At 34.8% G+C, this 16,681-nt stretch carries 20 protein-coding genes; 4 read left to right on the forward strand and 16 right to left on the reverse strand.

The window, feature by feature from the left end:
- The first annotated feature begins 7 nt into the window (after positions 1–7).
- The 3 genes from B0G92_RS02695 to B0G92_RS02705 are packed head-to-tail and all read left to right on the forward strand — an operon-like array spanning position 8 to position 3,399.
- Entirely contained in the window at positions 8–1,930 is a 1,923-nt protein-coding gene (locus B0G92_RS02695; protein WP_101471007.1) for a LysM peptidoglycan-binding domain-containing protein, read from the forward strand.
- 42 nt (positions 1,931–1,972) lie between these two features.
- Positions 1,973–2,944 carry a DUF4837 family protein gene (locus B0G92_RS02700; RefSeq protein WP_101471008.1) on the forward strand — a complete coding sequence of 324 codons (972 nt, stop codon included), beginning with the start codon at positions 1,973–1,975 and terminating at the stop codon, positions 2,942–2,944.
- A gap of 8 nt (positions 2,945–2,952) precedes the next feature.
- Positions 2,953–3,399, forward strand: coding sequence for a GNAT family N-acetyltransferase (locus tag B0G92_RS02705; RefSeq protein WP_101471009.1), 447 nt, complete (start codon positions 2,953–2,955; stop codon positions 3,397–3,399).
- Here the strand turns inward: B0G92_RS02705 and B0G92_RS02710 are convergent.
- The 4 genes from B0G92_RS02710 to B0G92_RS02725 form a co-directional block, all read right to left on the reverse strand.
- Complete coding sequence (locus B0G92_RS02710; RefSeq protein ID WP_101471010.1) at positions 3,396–4,214, reverse strand: OmpA family protein; 819 nt, start codon at positions 4,212–4,214, stop codon at positions 3,396–3,398. The two genes, B0G92_RS02705 and B0G92_RS02710, sit on opposite strands and share 4 nt — an antisense overlap.
- A 1-nt stretch (position 4,215) precedes the next feature.
- Entirely contained in the window at positions 4,216–5,853 is a 1,638-nt protein-coding gene (locus B0G92_RS02715) for a S41 family peptidase (protein WP_101471011.1), read from the reverse strand.
- 154 nt (positions 5,854–6,007) lie between these two features.
- Entirely contained in the window at positions 6,008–6,400 is a 393-nt protein-coding gene (gene rnpA / locus B0G92_RS02720; protein ID WP_101471012.1) for a ribonuclease P protein component, read from the reverse strand.
- Positions 6,401–6,412: 12 nt separating this feature from the next.
- On the reverse strand, positions 6,413–6,820 hold the full coding sequence (locus tag B0G92_RS02725) for a hypothetical protein (protein ID WP_056067056.1): 408 nt from the start codon (positions 6,818–6,820) through the stop codon (positions 6,413–6,415).
- A 357-nt stretch (positions 6,821–7,177) separates the two neighbouring features.
- On the opposite strand from B0G92_RS02725, the gene B0G92_RS02735 reads away from it, so the two are divergent.
- A complete protein-coding gene (locus B0G92_RS02735; protein ID WP_121366406.1) occupies positions 7,178–7,438 on the forward strand; it encodes a hypothetical protein in 261 nt (86 codons plus the stop codon).
- Between the two features lie 65 nt (positions 7,439–7,503).
- Here the strand turns inward: B0G92_RS02735 and B0G92_RS02740 are convergent, their stop codons facing one another.
- The 12 genes from B0G92_RS02740 to B0G92_RS16740 form a co-directional block, all read right to left on the reverse strand.
- Complete coding sequence (locus B0G92_RS02740; RefSeq protein WP_056067051.1) at positions 7,504–8,541, reverse strand: patatin-like phospholipase family protein; 1,038 nt, start codon at positions 8,539–8,541, stop codon at positions 7,504–7,506.
- 44 nt (positions 8,542–8,585) lie between these two features.
- Positions 8,586–8,906, reverse strand: a complete 321-nt coding sequence (locus B0G92_RS02745; RefSeq protein ID WP_056067048.1) for a hypothetical protein — start codon at positions 8,904–8,906, stop codon at positions 8,586–8,588.
- Between the two features lie 5 nt (positions 8,907–8,911).
- Positions 8,912–9,379 (reverse strand): hypothetical protein, encoded by a 468-nt coding sequence (locus B0G92_RS02750; protein WP_101471015.1) that lies wholly within the window; start codon positions 9,377–9,379, stop codon positions 8,912–8,914.
- 8 nt (positions 9,380–9,387) lie between these two features.
- Positions 9,388–9,864 carry a M15 family metallopeptidase gene (locus B0G92_RS02755; RefSeq protein ID WP_101471016.1) on the reverse strand — a complete coding sequence of 159 codons (477 nt, stop codon included), beginning with the start codon at positions 9,862–9,864 and terminating at the stop codon, positions 9,388–9,390.
- Positions 9,865–10,064: 200 nt separating this feature from the next.
- The gene (locus B0G92_RS02760; protein WP_101471017.1) at positions 10,065–10,496 is read right to left on the reverse strand and encodes a hypothetical protein; all 432 of its coding nucleotides are present in this window, start codon (positions 10,494–10,496) and stop codon (positions 10,065–10,067) included.
- On the reverse strand, positions 10,493–11,059 hold the full coding sequence (locus B0G92_RS02765) for a hypothetical protein (protein ID WP_143394980.1): 567 nt from the start codon (positions 11,057–11,059) through the stop codon (positions 10,493–10,495). Before B0G92_RS02765 ends, B0G92_RS02760 begins: the two co-directional genes overlap by 4 nt.
- A gap of 449 nt (positions 11,060–11,508) precedes the next feature.
- Positions 11,509–11,862, reverse strand: coding sequence for a hypothetical protein (locus tag B0G92_RS02770; RefSeq protein WP_056067032.1), 354 nt, complete (start codon positions 11,860–11,862; stop codon positions 11,509–11,511).
- Between the two features lie 11 nt (positions 11,863–11,873).
- Complete coding sequence (locus B0G92_RS16735; RefSeq protein WP_245867667.1) at positions 11,874–12,293, reverse strand: EndoU domain-containing protein; 420 nt, start codon at positions 12,291–12,293, stop codon at positions 11,874–11,876.
- Entirely contained in the window at positions 12,269–12,643 is a 375-nt protein-coding gene (locus tag B0G92_RS02780) for a hypothetical protein (protein ID WP_101471019.1), read from the reverse strand. The genes B0G92_RS16735 and B0G92_RS02780 overlap by 25 nt, the downstream gene beginning before the upstream one ends.
- A 171-nt stretch (positions 12,644–12,814) precedes the next feature.
- A complete protein-coding gene (locus B0G92_RS02785; protein ID WP_101471020.1) occupies positions 12,815–13,291 on the reverse strand; it encodes an SMI1/KNR4 family protein in 477 nt (158 codons plus the stop codon).
- Between the two features lie 349 nt (positions 13,292–13,640).
- Positions 13,641–13,994, reverse strand: coding sequence for a hypothetical protein (locus B0G92_RS02790; RefSeq protein WP_101471021.1), 354 nt, complete (start codon positions 13,992–13,994; stop codon positions 13,641–13,643).
- 5 nt (positions 13,995–13,999) lie between these two features.
- Positions 14,000–16,645, reverse strand: coding sequence for an EndoU domain-containing protein (locus B0G92_RS16740; RefSeq protein ID WP_245867670.1), 2,646 nt, complete (start codon positions 16,643–16,645; stop codon positions 14,000–14,002).
- Positions 16,646–16,681: the final 36 nt, after the last annotated feature.

A 16,681-nucleotide genomic window follows, 5' to 3' on the forward strand; every position in this document is an offset into this window, starting at 1 on the left:
TTCAGTTATGAATAAAACCAAAATAGCACTTTTTTTAGTACCCTTTTTCTCCTTAAATATTTTTGCCCAGGATGCCGTTTCACAAGAAGCAGCTCCGCAAATTACAGCTCCAAAATTATCTATTTTAGACTCTATAAAAAACACATTTGTTGACCATGAAGTTGCTTCTTGTGTTGATAAGGAATGGATGGATGAATTGACCAATCAGGATCTTTTTAAAGAAATGGAATTCGATATTGCTCATATGAATCCTGACGAAAAAGTAGATTACGATTTATCTACTGATTTGTTAAAAGCCCGTTTGAAAGAAATGGACGCTAAATCACCGTTCAACATAGAGTACAATCAGGGTCTTGAAAATATCATCAAATCATTCCTGAAAAACAGGAAAAAATCCTACGAACGATTGATGGCGATTTCTGAATATTATTTTCCAATGTTTGAAGCCGCCCTTGCCAAATACGACGTGCCTTTAGAAATCAAATATTTAGCCGTTGTTGAATCTGCTTTGAACCCGCACGCAAGGTCAAGAGTAGGAGCGACAGGTCTTTGGCAGTTTATGTTTGCTACCGGAAAACAATACAATCTGGATGTTTCTTCCTATATTGATGAAAGAAGCGATCCTTTGAAAGCTACTGAAGCTGCCTGCCAATATCTTTCAAATATGTTCAAAATATTTGGAGACTGGGATTTGGTTTTGGCTTCATATAATGCCGGTCCCGGAAATGTGTCAAAAGCAATCAGACGTTCCGGCGGACAGCAAAACTACTGGAATATCCGAAAAAATCTTCCAAAAGAAACACAGGGTTATGTTCCGGCTTTCCTCGCTACAATGTACATTTACGAATACCACAAAGAGCATGGAATTGAACCAAAAAGAGCGGCTATAAGCTATTTTGCTACCGATACGGTTATGGTAAAGCGCGAAATGACTTTCAAGCAAATCTCTGACCTGTTGGATATACCGGAATCTCAAATCAAGCTTTTGAACCCGGGTTATAAATTAGATGTAATTCCTTTCGTTAAAGGGAAAAATCATTACCTGAGGCTTCCACTTCCAAAGATTGCAGTATTCACATCTAATGAAGACAAGATTTATGCCTATGCACAAATCGAAGAAGATAAAAGAGAAAAGCCTTATTTTTCAAGAAAGTCAACTTTGCCAGCAGGTGGCAATACAACAGAAACCGCTATCGCTTCTACAGATTCGAAAAGTCCTTATATAGATTATTCTGAAGAACCGGAAATTGTAAAAGGCAGTAAAATTGTAACCAAAACAAAATACCATACGGTTAAAAAAGGTGACAACATTGGCGAGATTTCCCAGAAATATGGTGTATCTATTGCTGAAATCAAGAAATGGAACCGTTTAAAAAACAATAATGTTATGCTGGGCGCTAAGTTAAAAATTCAAACTAGCGAAAGAGTGGCTACCACAGTAGTAAAGAAAACTCCAAAACCGGCTGCCAAAACAAAAGAAACTACAGAAACCGCTATAGCTGCTGTTGAAAAGCAGGAAGCAAAAACAAAAGAGGTTGCTACTGATGATACAGACAACAAGGAAGACGACAAATCTGAATTTTATGTAGTTCAAAAAGGTGACAATCTTAATTCTATTGCCAGAAAATATGGTGTAACCGTTGCAGAAATTAAAGAATGGAATAATCTTGAAGACACAAATGTATTGTCTGGAAGCAAGTTAAAATTAATTCCTAACGAAAATGCTCCGGTAATCGAAACCAAAGCAGAAAAAGCACAACAACAGATTGCTTCTTCTGCCAAAGTACACCAATACCTTGTCCAAAAAGGAGACTCGCTTTTCAGCATCGCAAAAAAATATCCGGGAGTTACGGTTGAAAATATCAAAAAATGGAATGATATTCGCAACGAAAACATCAAACCTGGAATGAAGCTTAAAATCCAAGGATAATCATCTTTGGATTTTAGCTTTTCCATTGCAAAAAGCAACACAATGAAAAAGCTACTGCTGCTCCTATCTTTAGCGGCCTTTTCCTTTTCCTGCAATCAAAAAGAAGTAAAAAATTCCGACAAACAATCCGTCGGGAATACGAATTCGCTTGCTGTTTTTATTGACGATAAACTCTGGATAGGCGAAATAGGGGATACAATCCGGAAAAAATTTGCCGCTCCAGTTGATGGACTTCCTCAGGAAGAACCACTTTTTACGATTAATCAGTATCCGCTTCACGCTTTTGAAGGTTCATTGGCCAAAAACAGGAATATACTTTACATAAAAAAAGAGGCCAGAAATGATTTTAATTTTTCTGAGAACCAGTTTGGTGTACCTCAAAACCTCATCCGAATATCGGGTAACTCAACCGCATCGATTATTGGCCACCTTGAAAAAAATGCTGCAGAAATAATAGCAAGGATGCAACAGACAGAAATAGAGGTGACCCAGAATCAAATCAAGGCCTCATTAATGGATGATAAGAAGTTCAGGAACAAATTCAATATTTCGCTTCTGGTTCCGAAAACATTTAAGATTGTCCTTGAAAAAGATAAGTTTTTATGGCTGAAGCAGGAAATCCAAACTGGAAACTCCAGTATCCTGATTTATCAGGTTCCGTTGCATTCCATCAAAAAGAATGACGATGCAATCAACAACATTGTCCGGGCGCGCGATTCTATAGGAGGGCTTTATATTCATGGCACTACGCAAAATTCACAAATGATTACGGAAGATTCGTACTCGCCTTATCTCATAAATACAACCATAGGTGGCCTGAAAGCCTACCAGACCAAAGGAAACTGGGAACTGCGAAATGATACGATGTCCGGGCCATTTATTAACTACAGCATTATTGATGCTAAAAATAACAGAATTCTTGTCATTGAAGGATTTTGCTATGCTCCGTCAACACCACAACGCGATTTGATGCACGAATTGGAGTCAATAATTAAAAGTATTTCATTCTTATAAAAAGACCCATGTCCCTAATTTGGAAAATAAAGCCCTTTAAGGCACTATCTCTTGATGAGTTGTATGATTTGCTGGAACTGCGAACTGAGGTCTTTATAGTGGAGCAAAATTGCGTATATCAGGATATCGACAACAAAGACAGAAAAGCAATTCATTTAATTGGCGAATTTGATGGCGAAACGGTAGCTTATTGCAGGCTTTTTAAAGCAGGCGATTATTTTGATGAATCGTCAATTGGGAGGGTTATCGTTAAGGAAAAGTATCGCGACAGAAAATGGGGGCATGACCTTATCCGCGAAGCAATTAAAGCAATCAAGGATAATTTTGATGAAGAGAAGATTACGATTTCGGCACAGCTTTACCTCAAAAAGTTTTATGAAAGCCATGAATTTTCCCAGACTAGTGAAGAATATCTCGAAGATGGGATTCCCCATATCGAAATGAAAAGATCCTAAACTTTTGTAATCACCAATTCTACCCGGCGGTCCAAATCAGATCCTTTGCCCAGGGGTTGGGTATTTCCATATCCTTTAAATGTCATTCTGGTTTTTGGCACTTTTTTGAAAACCAGGTATTTGTAAACGGCTTCAGCCCTGTTTACAGAAAGTTTTCGTTTTTTGGTGTCTTTATCAATAGCTTCTTTGTGGTAAGGAGGCGTACAGCAAACATGTCCCTGGATTTCAAATTCCAGATTCTTGTACTTCAGGAGCTGCCGTGCCATTCTGTCCAGCTCGTTTTTTGATTTCATTGTAAGCTTGCTGCTTCCTTTTTCAAACAATAATTTTTCAAGATAAATACGGTCGCCAACAACATGATTTTTATGTATCTCACTGTAAACGCCTGGAATTTCAAGCTTTTCGATTGGAATCTCTTTGAAATTCATCACCACATCCACACGTCGATTTTTAGAACGTACTTCAGAGATATTATCGATATCGTCTTCAATCAATACCCTTCCTCTTCCTTCAATAGTAACTATAATCTTACTCCTGATTCCATTTTCAACCAATTTTTCCTTTATGGCATTGGCGCGATTACTGGAAAGTTTGAAATTGTATTCGTCCTTGCCCCGGTCATCACAATAGCCATAAATGCTTATGGATTCTATCCTTACGGAATCAGTTGACTGAATGAATTTTGTAACATCTTCCACCTGATTTTCGGTCAGGTTGTATTTGTTCGTATCAAAATAAACAGAATGTACGACCTCTTCTTGTGCAGAGACGAATCCAAAAATAAGCAGGGGGAAAATTTTAAGGACGCGAAGCATTTTATCTCAGTAATATTTTGTTGTATTCTGCCGGATTATTTAGCAAGGCAGTAGCTTTTTTGATTTCAGAATTATTTTTGGTGTAATATTGATACAAGCCTTCTTTGTATTGGTATCTTTTAATGATTTCATCGAGAATAAGTTCTTTTATTTCTGCCTGATGCTTGTTCAATTGGGTCTCATCGCTTTTTTGCAGGGCTGTTAGCAGCTGTTGGACTTCGTTCTTGATGTCTTCGTCTATTTTTTCTTTTTTGGCTGCCTCAAGCGTTTTTTTCATGGCCTGTTCTGTTTCTGTGTCAAAAGCAAACTTCTGGTCTTTCAGGAATTTTTTGAAATCGGCATAATCCGCATCGGTAATAGTTGGAATTTTATCGCCCAGGCTCGGATTTTTATAGTAGTATCGCGTTACATAATTAAATATACCATCGTTTTTGACTAATGCTTCCGTAATGGCACTTAATTTTGTTTCAGATAATTCTACATCGGGCTGAATTCCCCCGCCGTCATAAACGGTTCTTCCTTTACGGGTTTTGAATGCATTGTAATTTTTTTCATCGGTGCGAATTGCTTTTCCGTCCTTATCTTTATGCGCATAATCCAATGCCTGAATGCATCTTCCGGATGGAGTGTAGTAACGCGAAATGGTTACCTTTACCTGTGTACCATAGGTTAAATCGATAGGTCTTTGCACAAGGCCTTTTCCAAAGCTTCTTGCACCAACAACTACCGCTCTGTCCAAATCCTGTAAAGCTCCGGCAACAATTTCGGAAGCGGAGGCGCTTCTTCCGTCAACAAGAATGACCAAAGGAATTTCAGTATCAACCGGAGCCCTTGATGTTCTGTAAGTATTGTTGTGTTTTTCAATATGTGATTTTGTGGTTACGATTGTTTCGCCACTCGGAACAAACAAGTTACAGATATTAACTGCTTCGCCCAACAAACCACCCGGATTTCCTCTCAGGTCCAGTATTATTTTCTCAGCACCTTCAGCCTTTAGTTTTTCAAGCGCCTGTTTGGTTTCCTGTGATGCCTTGGCGTTAAACTGTGACAGGACTATATAGCCTGTTTTGTCATCTATTTTTGAGAAAAACGGAACCGCTTTCAGGTCAACTTCCTCTAAAACTAAAGTTGTATTATTTGTTTTGCCTTGACGAAGGTATTTGATGTCAATCTTGGCATTTTTGCTTCCTTTCAAAAGCTGCGAAGCATCATCTTTAAAGTCGGAAAGATTTACATCGCCAATCTGGACGATTTCATCACCCGCTTTTAAGCCTGCCTTATCGGCCGGATAGTTTTTATAAGGCTCTTTGATAATAAGCTTTCCTTCTTTTCTGGTAATCATCGCGCCAATTCCGGTATATTCGCCCGTGTTGTTGATTTTGAATTTTACGACGTCCTGCTCGTTGAAATAGACCGTATACGGATCCAGTTCCATAAGCATATTCTTGATAGCCTTATCCATCAATTCACCCGGATTCGTTTCGTCAACATAATTCATATTCACGGTTTTGAACATGGTTGTGAATATTTCAATCTGTTTTGCAATTTCAAAGAAATCATTTCTGAAACTCGCTCCAACATATAAAAGGCCTCCAGCTACGACTGGAATGATATATCTCTTCTTTAAAAATGCATACATAACTTTAAGTTTTTCTTTTTCTTCTTCGTTTCTTTCAGATTAGGGAAAACAAGACCACTAAAGTAAGAATAAATGAGTAAACATTTCATCCACATGAAAATAAACTGCTATAGGCTACTAACGGGAACCGCTGCTTTTTTAGTATTGAAATGGCTTAATCCGTATCTTTTTCTATTTCCGGTTTTACCTGAAGACGAAATTTTTCGAACAGTTGTATGGTTTTATGATTTATGTCTTCGTAGGACAGTCTTTCTTTTGTTTGGTAAAGAAGCATAAAAGCATAGGATTCTTCAAGAGAGTCCAACAATAAATTTTTGTTGAGGCGGTAGGTTTCCCGAAGTACTCTTTTGAAATAATTCCGGTCAACGGCTTTTTTGAAGTATTTTTTCGAAACTGACACACCTATTTTCAATTTTTGACCCTCATCAAAAGCCTGTTTTTTGTAGACCAGTCTTAGTGGGAATTTTGAAACCGACTTGCCTTCGCGGAACATGCTATCAATCGTAGTCCTGCTTTTTAGTTTTTCCGTTTTGGGATAGGTGTTCATTTTCCTCAAGTCTTACGGATAAATATTATAAACGATTTTTAAATCAGGATAATTGATGTAAAACTGAATGCGGTTGCCTTGCTTTTTTCTGGTAATGATTTCAATAACACAACGGTTGCCACTATTGTCTATACAGTTAAAAGTCACGGTCTTGTCTGTTTCGTTTTCAATAGTTTTGCCATAAGCATCGATATAATAAAGCTGTGTTTGTGCTGAATTTATAACAATGCGGTTTTTATCTCCATCAAGAACGATAATCAGGTTGGTGTCTTTAAAATCTGACCATTTTCCCCATTGGCCTTTGGCATTTTGTTCCATTACGCTATAGCTGGAAGTCTTGAACCGGTATTTCTGGGCAAAAGTTTGCTGTGTTCCAATGAGTAGAAAAAACAGCACGGCCAACATTTTTAATGCTTTCATCTTGAAATTTATATGGGCGGTAAAGTTACAAATATATTTGAATTGAATTCTTTCAGTAGGTCCGTTCCCTCATTATGGGAGATAATAAAATTGAAATGTGTGCTCTTTCCACAAGATTTTAACATAAAATTTCTACATAATCCCCAAAAATCCACATCTTTTTTTGGAATAGTATCACTTTTTAAAAATATGTTTTTTGTTGATTTATGAAGTTTAAATAAATTTCAATCCATTGGATTGCAGTGATTTATGATTAAATTTTACAGGTAACATTCTGAATGTTGGCTCGAAATGGCATTGAAATTGTTTTAACTTAATCGAAAAACATACAACCACTATAACCACAAAAAAACTGCTATGAAAAAATTAATTTTAAGCGCAATTATGCTTACAGGAGTTGTAGCATTTGCACAGGAAACGCCAAAGAAAGCCACAAAAGAAGTTGTAAAAAATGCAGCATCTTCCGTCGAAGCCGAAAAGAAAGCTGAAGCTCCTAAAGTAACAGAAGTGAAACAAGAGGCAGAAGTTGCGAAAAAAGCCGAAACAACCACAACTAAAACAACCGAAGCTGTCCAACCAGCAGCTCCTGCAGTAAAAACTGCAAAAAAACAAGAATAGTATAAATCCTAACCGACCAACTATCTAACTAAAAACCTTTGGAGTTATCCAAAGGTTTTTTTGTTTCAACTGTTTTTAATCAGCTTTTTAGCTATTTCGTTCAACTCCTTCCGGTTTTGGTCGATATAGCTCAAGCCGGCCTGTATGAGTTCATAGATGTTTTTTGATGAAACATCATCCATTTCTGGCGAAGCATTTTTTAGAGAAGGCATTAACCGATGGTAGTTTTGCCTGTTTCTTGAGCCTAAGGTTTCATACATTTTTTTTAAATGATAATCTGTCGTTTCTACGTTTGAAGAAAGCAGAATATCAATAAGCGGTTGAATCCATTTTACTTTTCCCGCATTTTCAAACTGACGGTAGGTATAAGGTTTTAAAACCTGACCTGTTCCAATGGAGACAATAATCATGTCGCTGATTTTTGGAAAATCTTTTTTTCCGGGCTGGTTCAGCACTTTTGAAAATTCTATTTTCCGGGCTTCAGCATAAGCACATAAAGCGGGATTGTTGGCATATACACCACCGTCAATGAGTGTAAATTCCTGTCCATAAAGTGACTTTATGTTGGCGGGCTCAAAATAAGTAGGTGCTGCTGAGGTGGCTCTGCAGATGTCTTTGGCGTAAAAATTCTCTAAATCGGAACCCGCTTCATGGCTTGTAAAAAATTTAGCTTTTCTGTGAAAGATGTCATAGGATGTAATGAGGCAGGGTTTTATAAAATCCTTGATTTCAAGATTGCCAAATACATTTTCAAGTTGTCTTTCCAGTGCTTTTTGTGAAATCCGTTCGTTAAAAAGCCCGAACGGATTGATGAGTTGCTGCCAAAACGAAACGTTGAAAATACTTTCTCCGTGTTTGGCATAAAGGTCCAGGGCAGTTTCTACTGAATATTTTGCTTTTTTATTGCTGTCGGGATAGAGTAGGATAGAAGCAAGTATTCCTCCCGTACTGGTTCCGGCAATGAGATCGAAATAATCACCAATTTTTGCATTCGGATTGTCTAATTTCTGGAGCTGTTCTTCAATATACTTTAAAATGACGCAGGTTATGATCCCTCGGATTCCGCCTCCATCCAGGCTTAAAATTTTGATTTTTTTTGACATGGCTTTTATGATTTAAGATTTGGGTACACATTTCATTTATGTTTTTAGATGCTTAGTAGGACTGTTTTAAAAACAGTCTGTATGATTGCATTTTTGATATTATTCAATTTTATTTTCGATAATCCGGCACCTTGCAGTGCTTTTAGTGCGATAAGGTCCTGCTGGCTTTTCAAAAGCCATGAAAATTCTTCTTCGGTAATTGATGACGATGCCAAAAGTAAGGTCCAACGTTCCAGTTTTTCCTTTGAACTATCCAGGAAAGCAGTGATGTCTTTCTGTATTTCAGGTTTAAATTCTTTGTATTTGTCGCCTAAAAGCGTGACAAGTTCCTGTTTCAGCTGTTTTAATAATTTTTCGATATCCATGATTTCTATTTATTGCTGTTTATCAGGCTCAAAAGCCCATCTTTTGAGGTCTTATCTTTTTTGATTTCATACTGTATCAACATATCCATAGCTTCCATGACCTGTTTTTTGGATTCCTGAAGAAAAACAGGCGATAACGATTCCTTTTCTTTCCAGCGTTTAAAGAAACCAGATAACAGGTTTTTTTCTTCGTCTGTCAGGAGTTTCCACATGGCAAACGTGATTTCATTGTCGGGCTTATTTTTTTCGTATTCGATCAATTTTTCGGCCTGAAGGAAAAAGGCTTCGGTTTCCTGCTGGTGTTTTGCATAGGGCTCTGTGGCTTTGTCCATTAATTTTGAGGCTTCCACTTTCAGTTCGGTTGTTTTCTGATAGGAATACTGATCAAAAACCGCCGTTCTTGTCGATTCGCACGAGACTGCAGCAAACGACAGGAAAAAGAAGAGCATCATGTTTTTTCTGATTGTTTTCATAGCTGTTTTTATTTTAAAATTACATATCCGTTTTTGTCTTTTTTAAGCTTTGATAATGATCTCCAGCTAAGGTTCCTTTTTTCAAAGTGGGGCATATCTTTAAATGTTTTCCAATTGCCACCCCATTCCCAGCCGTGTTTGGCGAAAATTTTCACACATTCATACCAGTCAGCAACCTTGTCATTGTCCCAGTCTTTTTTGGTGTCCCAGGAAGCATCCTTTCCGTCGATTATTAGGCAAATATCTACAGCAAAACCATAATTGTGTATGGATTGACCTGCTTTGGCATTCGTGACTTTTTTTCCGGGTTTTGTTCTTCCTTGTGCATATAAGGCATCCTGTTCTTCAAAAGTCCGAAGCCCTTGCGTCACCCGGATTTTTGCCCTACCAGTCAAAGCATTGTCGCATTCTTCAATGACTTTTGTAACTTCTTCTCTAACACTAGGATGAAGTTTTTCGATTCGTTGTTTAGTATATTTATCCATTGAGTTTTTAAAATTTAATTACAATACAAATGTATGAAAAAAATCAATTAAATAAAAAGAAAATAAGATTATTTTCAAATAATTAAAAGCTATAATAAACAGATTTTTAGATTGTTGGTTTAAATGTGAGGTAAAAGGTAATAAAAAAAGCTACTCGAAAGTAGCTTAATTTTGATTGAGTTTAATGAAATGTTTTCTAGTTAAATCAATAACCATTTTGGGACTTGCTTGTTTTTGATTTGTTCAAGTGAATAAAACCCATCGAAGGTTTCGTCAGTAACCAGCATATCCGGGTTGTCTGAAAGTATTTCATTTAAAAGTTCATTTAAGGAGTGGAGAGTTTGGTCGCCTGTAGTATGATTTATCCAGATATAAAAATAATGTCTTTTACCATTTATTATGGTACTATTTGATATATTTTGAGTTTTAAATTCATCTTTTTCTGTTATTGAGAATTCTATATAACTAATGTCATCCTCACCTATTTCTTTGCTTAAACCTATATCACCTAATGATAAAACCTCTTCTTTAGGAACAATTTCAAATTTATTTCTCTTTCCAAATTCTATGATTTTTTTTAAAACCTGTTCTTTGTTTCTGTGTTCTAGTGAAATGATTATTGTACTTCTCATTTTAATATAGTTTTTTTTAAATTTTCAATTCCTTTTATAAATATTACTCCTTTTTGCTGTAATTCTTTTAGAATGGGATGGTTTAAAGTATAAGTCCCTAAATCTTCATATACAATAACAACTTTTTTGTTTAATGGATTCATGAATTCTTTTACAGTTTTGATATTTTCTGGTAAATATTTTTGAATTTGTTCTCCTAATTCTATAATCGATTTTTCATTATGAAGCGAGCTTTTGGCTTCTATAATATATTTTTTAGTAGCACAATCAATATCTCCATTGAGCCTTCTGGTTATTTTATTTAAGACTTTGTTAGAAAAATCAGTAATTTCATCTGCCGTATTTTCAACTAATTCTAGAATTTTTTTAGCTACAGATGCTTGAAATACAGCAGTCGGATCTCCCTTAATTAAAATATTGTCAATGTTTTTAATTATAACTTCTTTCGAAAGACCAGACCATTTTAATGTTGTATTCTTAGGATTTGTCCAACTCCAGGTTTGCCCATCAAAGACAATTTGCTTTTCTCTGATCAACCTATTTTTTTTTCTTAGTATTTCCAAATATTCTTCTGCAAGATTATCAGAAAGGTTCTCTAGTTTTTTGGCTAATGCATTAATTTCTTTTTTACTACCTCTGAAAATTTCTATTCCATCTTTAAGAAGGGCATAAATACCTCTTCTAATTTAACCGGAATACCCGAAAATAAAGGAGAACTAGTGGCTACTTTCTTCAGTTCTACATCAAATTTTTGAAAAAAGACTCTTAATTCGTCATTTCTAAAAATCCTATTCAGCCATTTGAGAATATTTTCTAGAAAAACACCTAAATTTTTAGATTATTAGTTTAAAATATGAAATAAAAGGTAATAAAAAAAGCTACTCGAAAGTAGCTTTTGAATTTAATACTATGGCAAAATATATCTTTAAATTTATGTTTCACAATTAAATACTACATCTAGAAAGCTCTAGTTTTGATGTTTCTAAAATACTTTTATACTAGTAGAAATAACTTAACTGTTTTGTTCAACGAACTTCTTAAAGTCTTTCATAAAGTCAATAAATTCAGGATGGTCTAAAACGAGATCTTGCTTGTCTAATTTTCTCCCAGCACGTTGAGCCATTAAATCAATAAAAAACACTCCATATTTGTTACTACGCATGTAAACATCTTCATTTCCCCAATCAAATGATTTTTCAGGATCATTGTTTTTACTTTTATGCACACCATCTATTATGCTTTGTACTTTTTGAGGTGTCCAGCCAGTATCTCTAAAATTGTTTAGAACATAGTGTTCAGGAGTAATTATCTCAATACTAAAATATTTTGATAGAGAGACTTTTTCGATTAAAAAATTATATTTCATGATTGTTAATTTTAAATTTTTGAATAAGCATTCATTATATTTCCCAAATCATCGACCTCAATTTTTATATCAAATCCTGAGGTTGAAGTTCCTAGAAACCCATTAAACAAATCATTAGGATTTCTTGTGAGTTTTCCCACGCCCTTTGAAACGGTTTTTTCATAAACATAAGCAATTTCTTGTTGAATTCTAATCAAATCCCAATTTTTTGGAAACATTGATGATTGCATTCTTTTAAGAAGATAACCGTCTCTATACTTTATCCTTATTTTGGCTTGAAATGGTATATCATTTGGTATTCCTGAAATTGATCTATAATTTTCCGGAATAATAATTTCATCTAATTTAATTAACCCTTCTAAAATAGCAGAGCCTCTGTGTCCTCCCTGTGAAACTAATATTTCATCTAAATATCTAAAGCCTGAAGGCAAAGTTCTTCATATATTGAGGTGTTGAACTCCCCATCTAAATGATAAAAAAATCCCCTTTCAAATTTATTCGCTAATTTTATAAAAGCAGCTTTTCGACCCTTTATTTTTTCAACGGATTCATTTAAATATTTGGTTGTTTCATCAACAGATTTTTTAGTTTTTGAAAACAGTTCTTTTAAATAGCTTTCTACTTCGGATTTGCTTAGGCCATTGGCTATTTCTTCATTTTTTGCAATCGCAACACCAACTTCATGTAGTTGAGCCCACCATTTTTTACGAACTAGATTATAGAAAAATTGTGCAAAAATAGTAATAGGGTCAATAAAACTATAAGTTAGGCCACTTGACAAAACCACTTTGCTCTTTAATCCGGAAAATAGCTCATTTAACCATCTAAAAAGATACTCTAAAAAACACCTAAATTTTAGATTGTTGGTTTAAAATATAAAGTAAAAGGTAATAAAAAAGCTACTCGAAAGTAGCTTAATTTTGATTGTGTTTTTGATTTCTTCCAAAGAATTTTAATAACCTTCTTTTTCATATCTATAAGCCAAATCAATCATTTCACTGATAAATTCACTGAATGATATTTCAAGCGACCTAACATTTCTTTTTCTGTCTTCTTGCGCATAATTTACCATATGCACTACTGGATCGGCTTTTTCTTCATCTAGATAAAAGAAATAAAATATCTCGCAGCCGTTGCTTTCAGCAAAAAGCCAAAAAGGGCGGTCAATTTTGGTGCCGGTATCCTGTAACTCTTCCCACATTATTTCCTGATGCCAGTCAGAAGATATTGTTTCTAAATCAGCAGTATCCATCATCGGTAGAGCACCCCTGTTCTCTCCTGCTAAAATTAAAAACTCTCTATAGCTCTTAGGGAAAACGATGTTAAATTTCTTTTCAACCTTTTCTATTTCTGATTCTGATACTCCTTTTATTTTGTCAGAGCCAATTTTAGGAGTTTTTTCAAGTCGTTTTAAATATTCTATCATCATACCTTTTCTTAAATAAATAATAGTTCGCTATAGTTTATTTTGAAGCAATTATTTTAAAAAATATTGTCTAATCATGTTAAAGGAAAAGTATGTTTGATACTTATTATTCCCCTTTTCTAAACAAGTTTTGAACAATTTCCAAAACTTCATCTAAAAGAACGCCTAATTTTTTTAGATTGTTAGTTTAAAATATGAAGTAAAAAGTAATAAAAAAGCTACTCGAAAGTAGCTTTTGAATTTAATACTATGGCAAAATATATCTTTAAATTTATGTTTCACAATTAAATACTACATCTAAAAAGCTCTAGTTTTGATGTTTCTAAAATACTTTTATACTAGTAGAAATAACTTAACTGTTTTGTTCAACGAACTTCTTAAAGTCTTTCATAAAGTCAATAAATTCAGGATGGTCTAAAACGAGATCTTGCTTGTCTAATTTTCTCCCAGCACGTTGAGCCATTAAATCAATAAAAAATACTCCATATTTGTTACTACGCATGTAAACATCTTCATTTCCCCAAACAAACGATTTTTCTGGGTCATTGTTTTTACTTTTATCTACACCGTCTATTATACTTTGTACTATTTGAGGTGTCCAGTCAGAATCTGTAAAATTGTTTAGAACATAGTGTTCAGCTGTTTCTATCTCGACATCAAAATATTTCGCTTGAGATACTTTTTGAATTGAAAATTTATATTTCATAATATTTAAATTTTTGGATATGCATTCATTATATTTCCTAAATCATCAACCTCGATTATTATATCAAATCCTTGGGTTGAAACTCCTCGAAACCTATTAAATTGCTGGTTTGGTTTTTTTATAATTTTCTCAATTCCTTTTGGAACAGTTTTTTCATAAACATAAGCAATTTCTTGTTGAATTCTAATCAAATCCCAATTTTTTGGAAACATCGATGAACCCAATTCTTTAAGGAGATAACCATCTCTATATTTTATTTTTATTTTAGCTTGAAATGGTATATCATTTGGTATGCTAGAAATTGATCTATAATTATTAGGAATAATAATTTCATCTAATTTAATTAACCCTTCTAAAATAGCAGAACCTCGGTGTCCTCCTTGCGCAACTAATACTTCATCTAAATACCTAAAACCAGAGGGCAAGATCCTTTCATATATTGAGCTGTTGAATTCTCCATCTAAATGATAAAAAAATCCCCTTTCAAATTTATTCGCTAATTTTATAAAAGCAGCTTTTCGACCCTTTATTTTTTCAACGGATTCATTTAAATATTTAGTTGTTTCATCAACAGATTTTTTAGTTTTTGAAAACAGTTCTTTTAAATAGCTTTCTACTTCGGATTTGCTTAGGCCATTGGCTATTTCTTCATTTTTATATATGAACGTATATAATCCTTCTTCATTTTTTGCAATCGCAACACCAACTTCATGTAGTTGAGCCCACCATTTTTTACGAACTAGATTATAGAAAAATTGTGCAAAAACAGTAATAGGGTCAATTAAACTATAAGTCAAGCCATTTGATAAAACTACCTTGCTTTTTACTCCCGCAAATAATTCATTTAACCATTTAAAAAGATACTCTAAAAGAAGACCTAAATTTTTAGATTTTTCCCTAATGTAAGCAAAAATAGCTAAAAGATTTTCAAAGCCAATAACCACTTTATCAGAAAATTTAAAGACAAATTTTTCCATGGTCTTAAAAATATTTATCAAAGAGTCTGCCAGTTTTTTAAATGCATCTGCTGCTGTTTTGGCGCCACCTGTAAACAATATTTCCAAAATAAGTTGAATGATAAACCCAATGATATAGCCATAGTAATAGGCAACCTTGTCGAGATTGGGCATTGCTGCATTTTCGGTTAACCAGGCAAACGCCCTCGTTGGGAGAGTAAGGATAAACGCTGCACTTTTTGTAAAGAATTCGATTAAGGCTTTCAGATTTTCTTTGCTAAAAAGATTCTCGAGTGTTTCAACCATGTTTTCAATTATCTCAAAGAACAGACTGAGATAGCTTGGCAAGTTCTCCGCTATATTTTTCCCTTTTTTCTGCAATGCTGCCAAGGCCTTACAGATTATCGATAGAATGTCGAAAATTCCTTTTATCGCGTCTACAATGCTGTTTATGATTCCAACGATATAGGCATTGTACAATACGAAAACAGTTTCTGCAAAATCAAGAGCCTTACCCAACGGATCGCCCAGAAAATCCTTTACTTTTCGTAGCATATAAAGCAGCTGATTGATGATTTTTTTAAAAAAATCAGCTTTGCCAATGGTTTTTTTGCTCTCCTTTAGAATGTTTTCTAACTCAGTAATTTTGTTTATTGCTTTGGTATTGGTTTCTTCAGGCCTGCTCTTTTTGTTTGCTTCCTGCAGGTATTTGATGCCTCCCAATCCGGGTAAAAACAGGTTTGCATTTTTTAGAGGTAGGCCGTTATCATCATAATACTGCCATTGGCTGTCGTTCAGTTTTAGTGCACCAACAAGTTCTCCAATTCCGTCTGAAATTTTCCCGATTCCTTCCAACGTAAGATCTGATGAAAACCGTACAACCCTATTCAAGGCTCCCAAGAATGCTCTTTTGACAATGAAAAAACCGCTTGATTTGTCGGCTATGTGCTCCTTGATGATTTCCTGCAAAGCGGAACTTGAGACATTGGTGTTGAAATAATCTACAACCTTACTTAGTTTTTTATAAGGAACACCCGACGATGAGGTTACGTTAGCACCGGTTTTTATCCTGATAACTGAGCCAAAAAGGTTCATGCTGTCATTGGTTTCGATAAAAAGTACAATTTCGTTCCCGTATAAATTGTCAATGGATTGGTAGGCGGTTTCCAGCAGTGCCCCGTCTTTTGAGATAAAAAGCACTACTGAAAGCTGTTTTTCTCTTAAAATGTCGTTCAGCAAGGTTATCTTTTCCCTCTTTTTCTTCTTCATTTGTGTCGCTACTATTTCTAAACCTCCTAAGAATGTTTCCCAAGCAACAGCTCCTGCCATGTTTTTGGTAACCAAAGCGAAATATTTTTCACCAAACTTATAGATTCGTGCCTGTATGCTTAAAGTTTGAAGAAAAACCGTTGCGGAATCTGATACTTCCATAGCTGGAATAACATTGGAGTTGAGAATGTAATTTCCTTCCCTGTAATCAAGGATTTCACCGTCTTCGGCAAGTTTAAATTCATTGGGATTTCCATCGTTCGGCTCTATTTCTACATAGATGATTTCCGTATAAGCACTGCTTTCATTTTCATTTGTTTCGTCATTTACAACACTGATTTCGTTATTGAAAGCATAAATATTGCTTTTTATGTCGGTAAAGGAATAATTCCCATAATGGAGTAGTCCATATTCTGTCGCTCTCATATTTTGTGTGGTTAAAAAGCCCTGCTACATGTAGCA

Source organism: Flavobacterium lindanitolerans, from assembly GCF_002846575.1.
Lineage (GTDB): Bacteria > Bacteroidota > Bacteroidia > Flavobacteriales > Flavobacteriaceae > Flavobacterium > Flavobacterium lindanitolerans.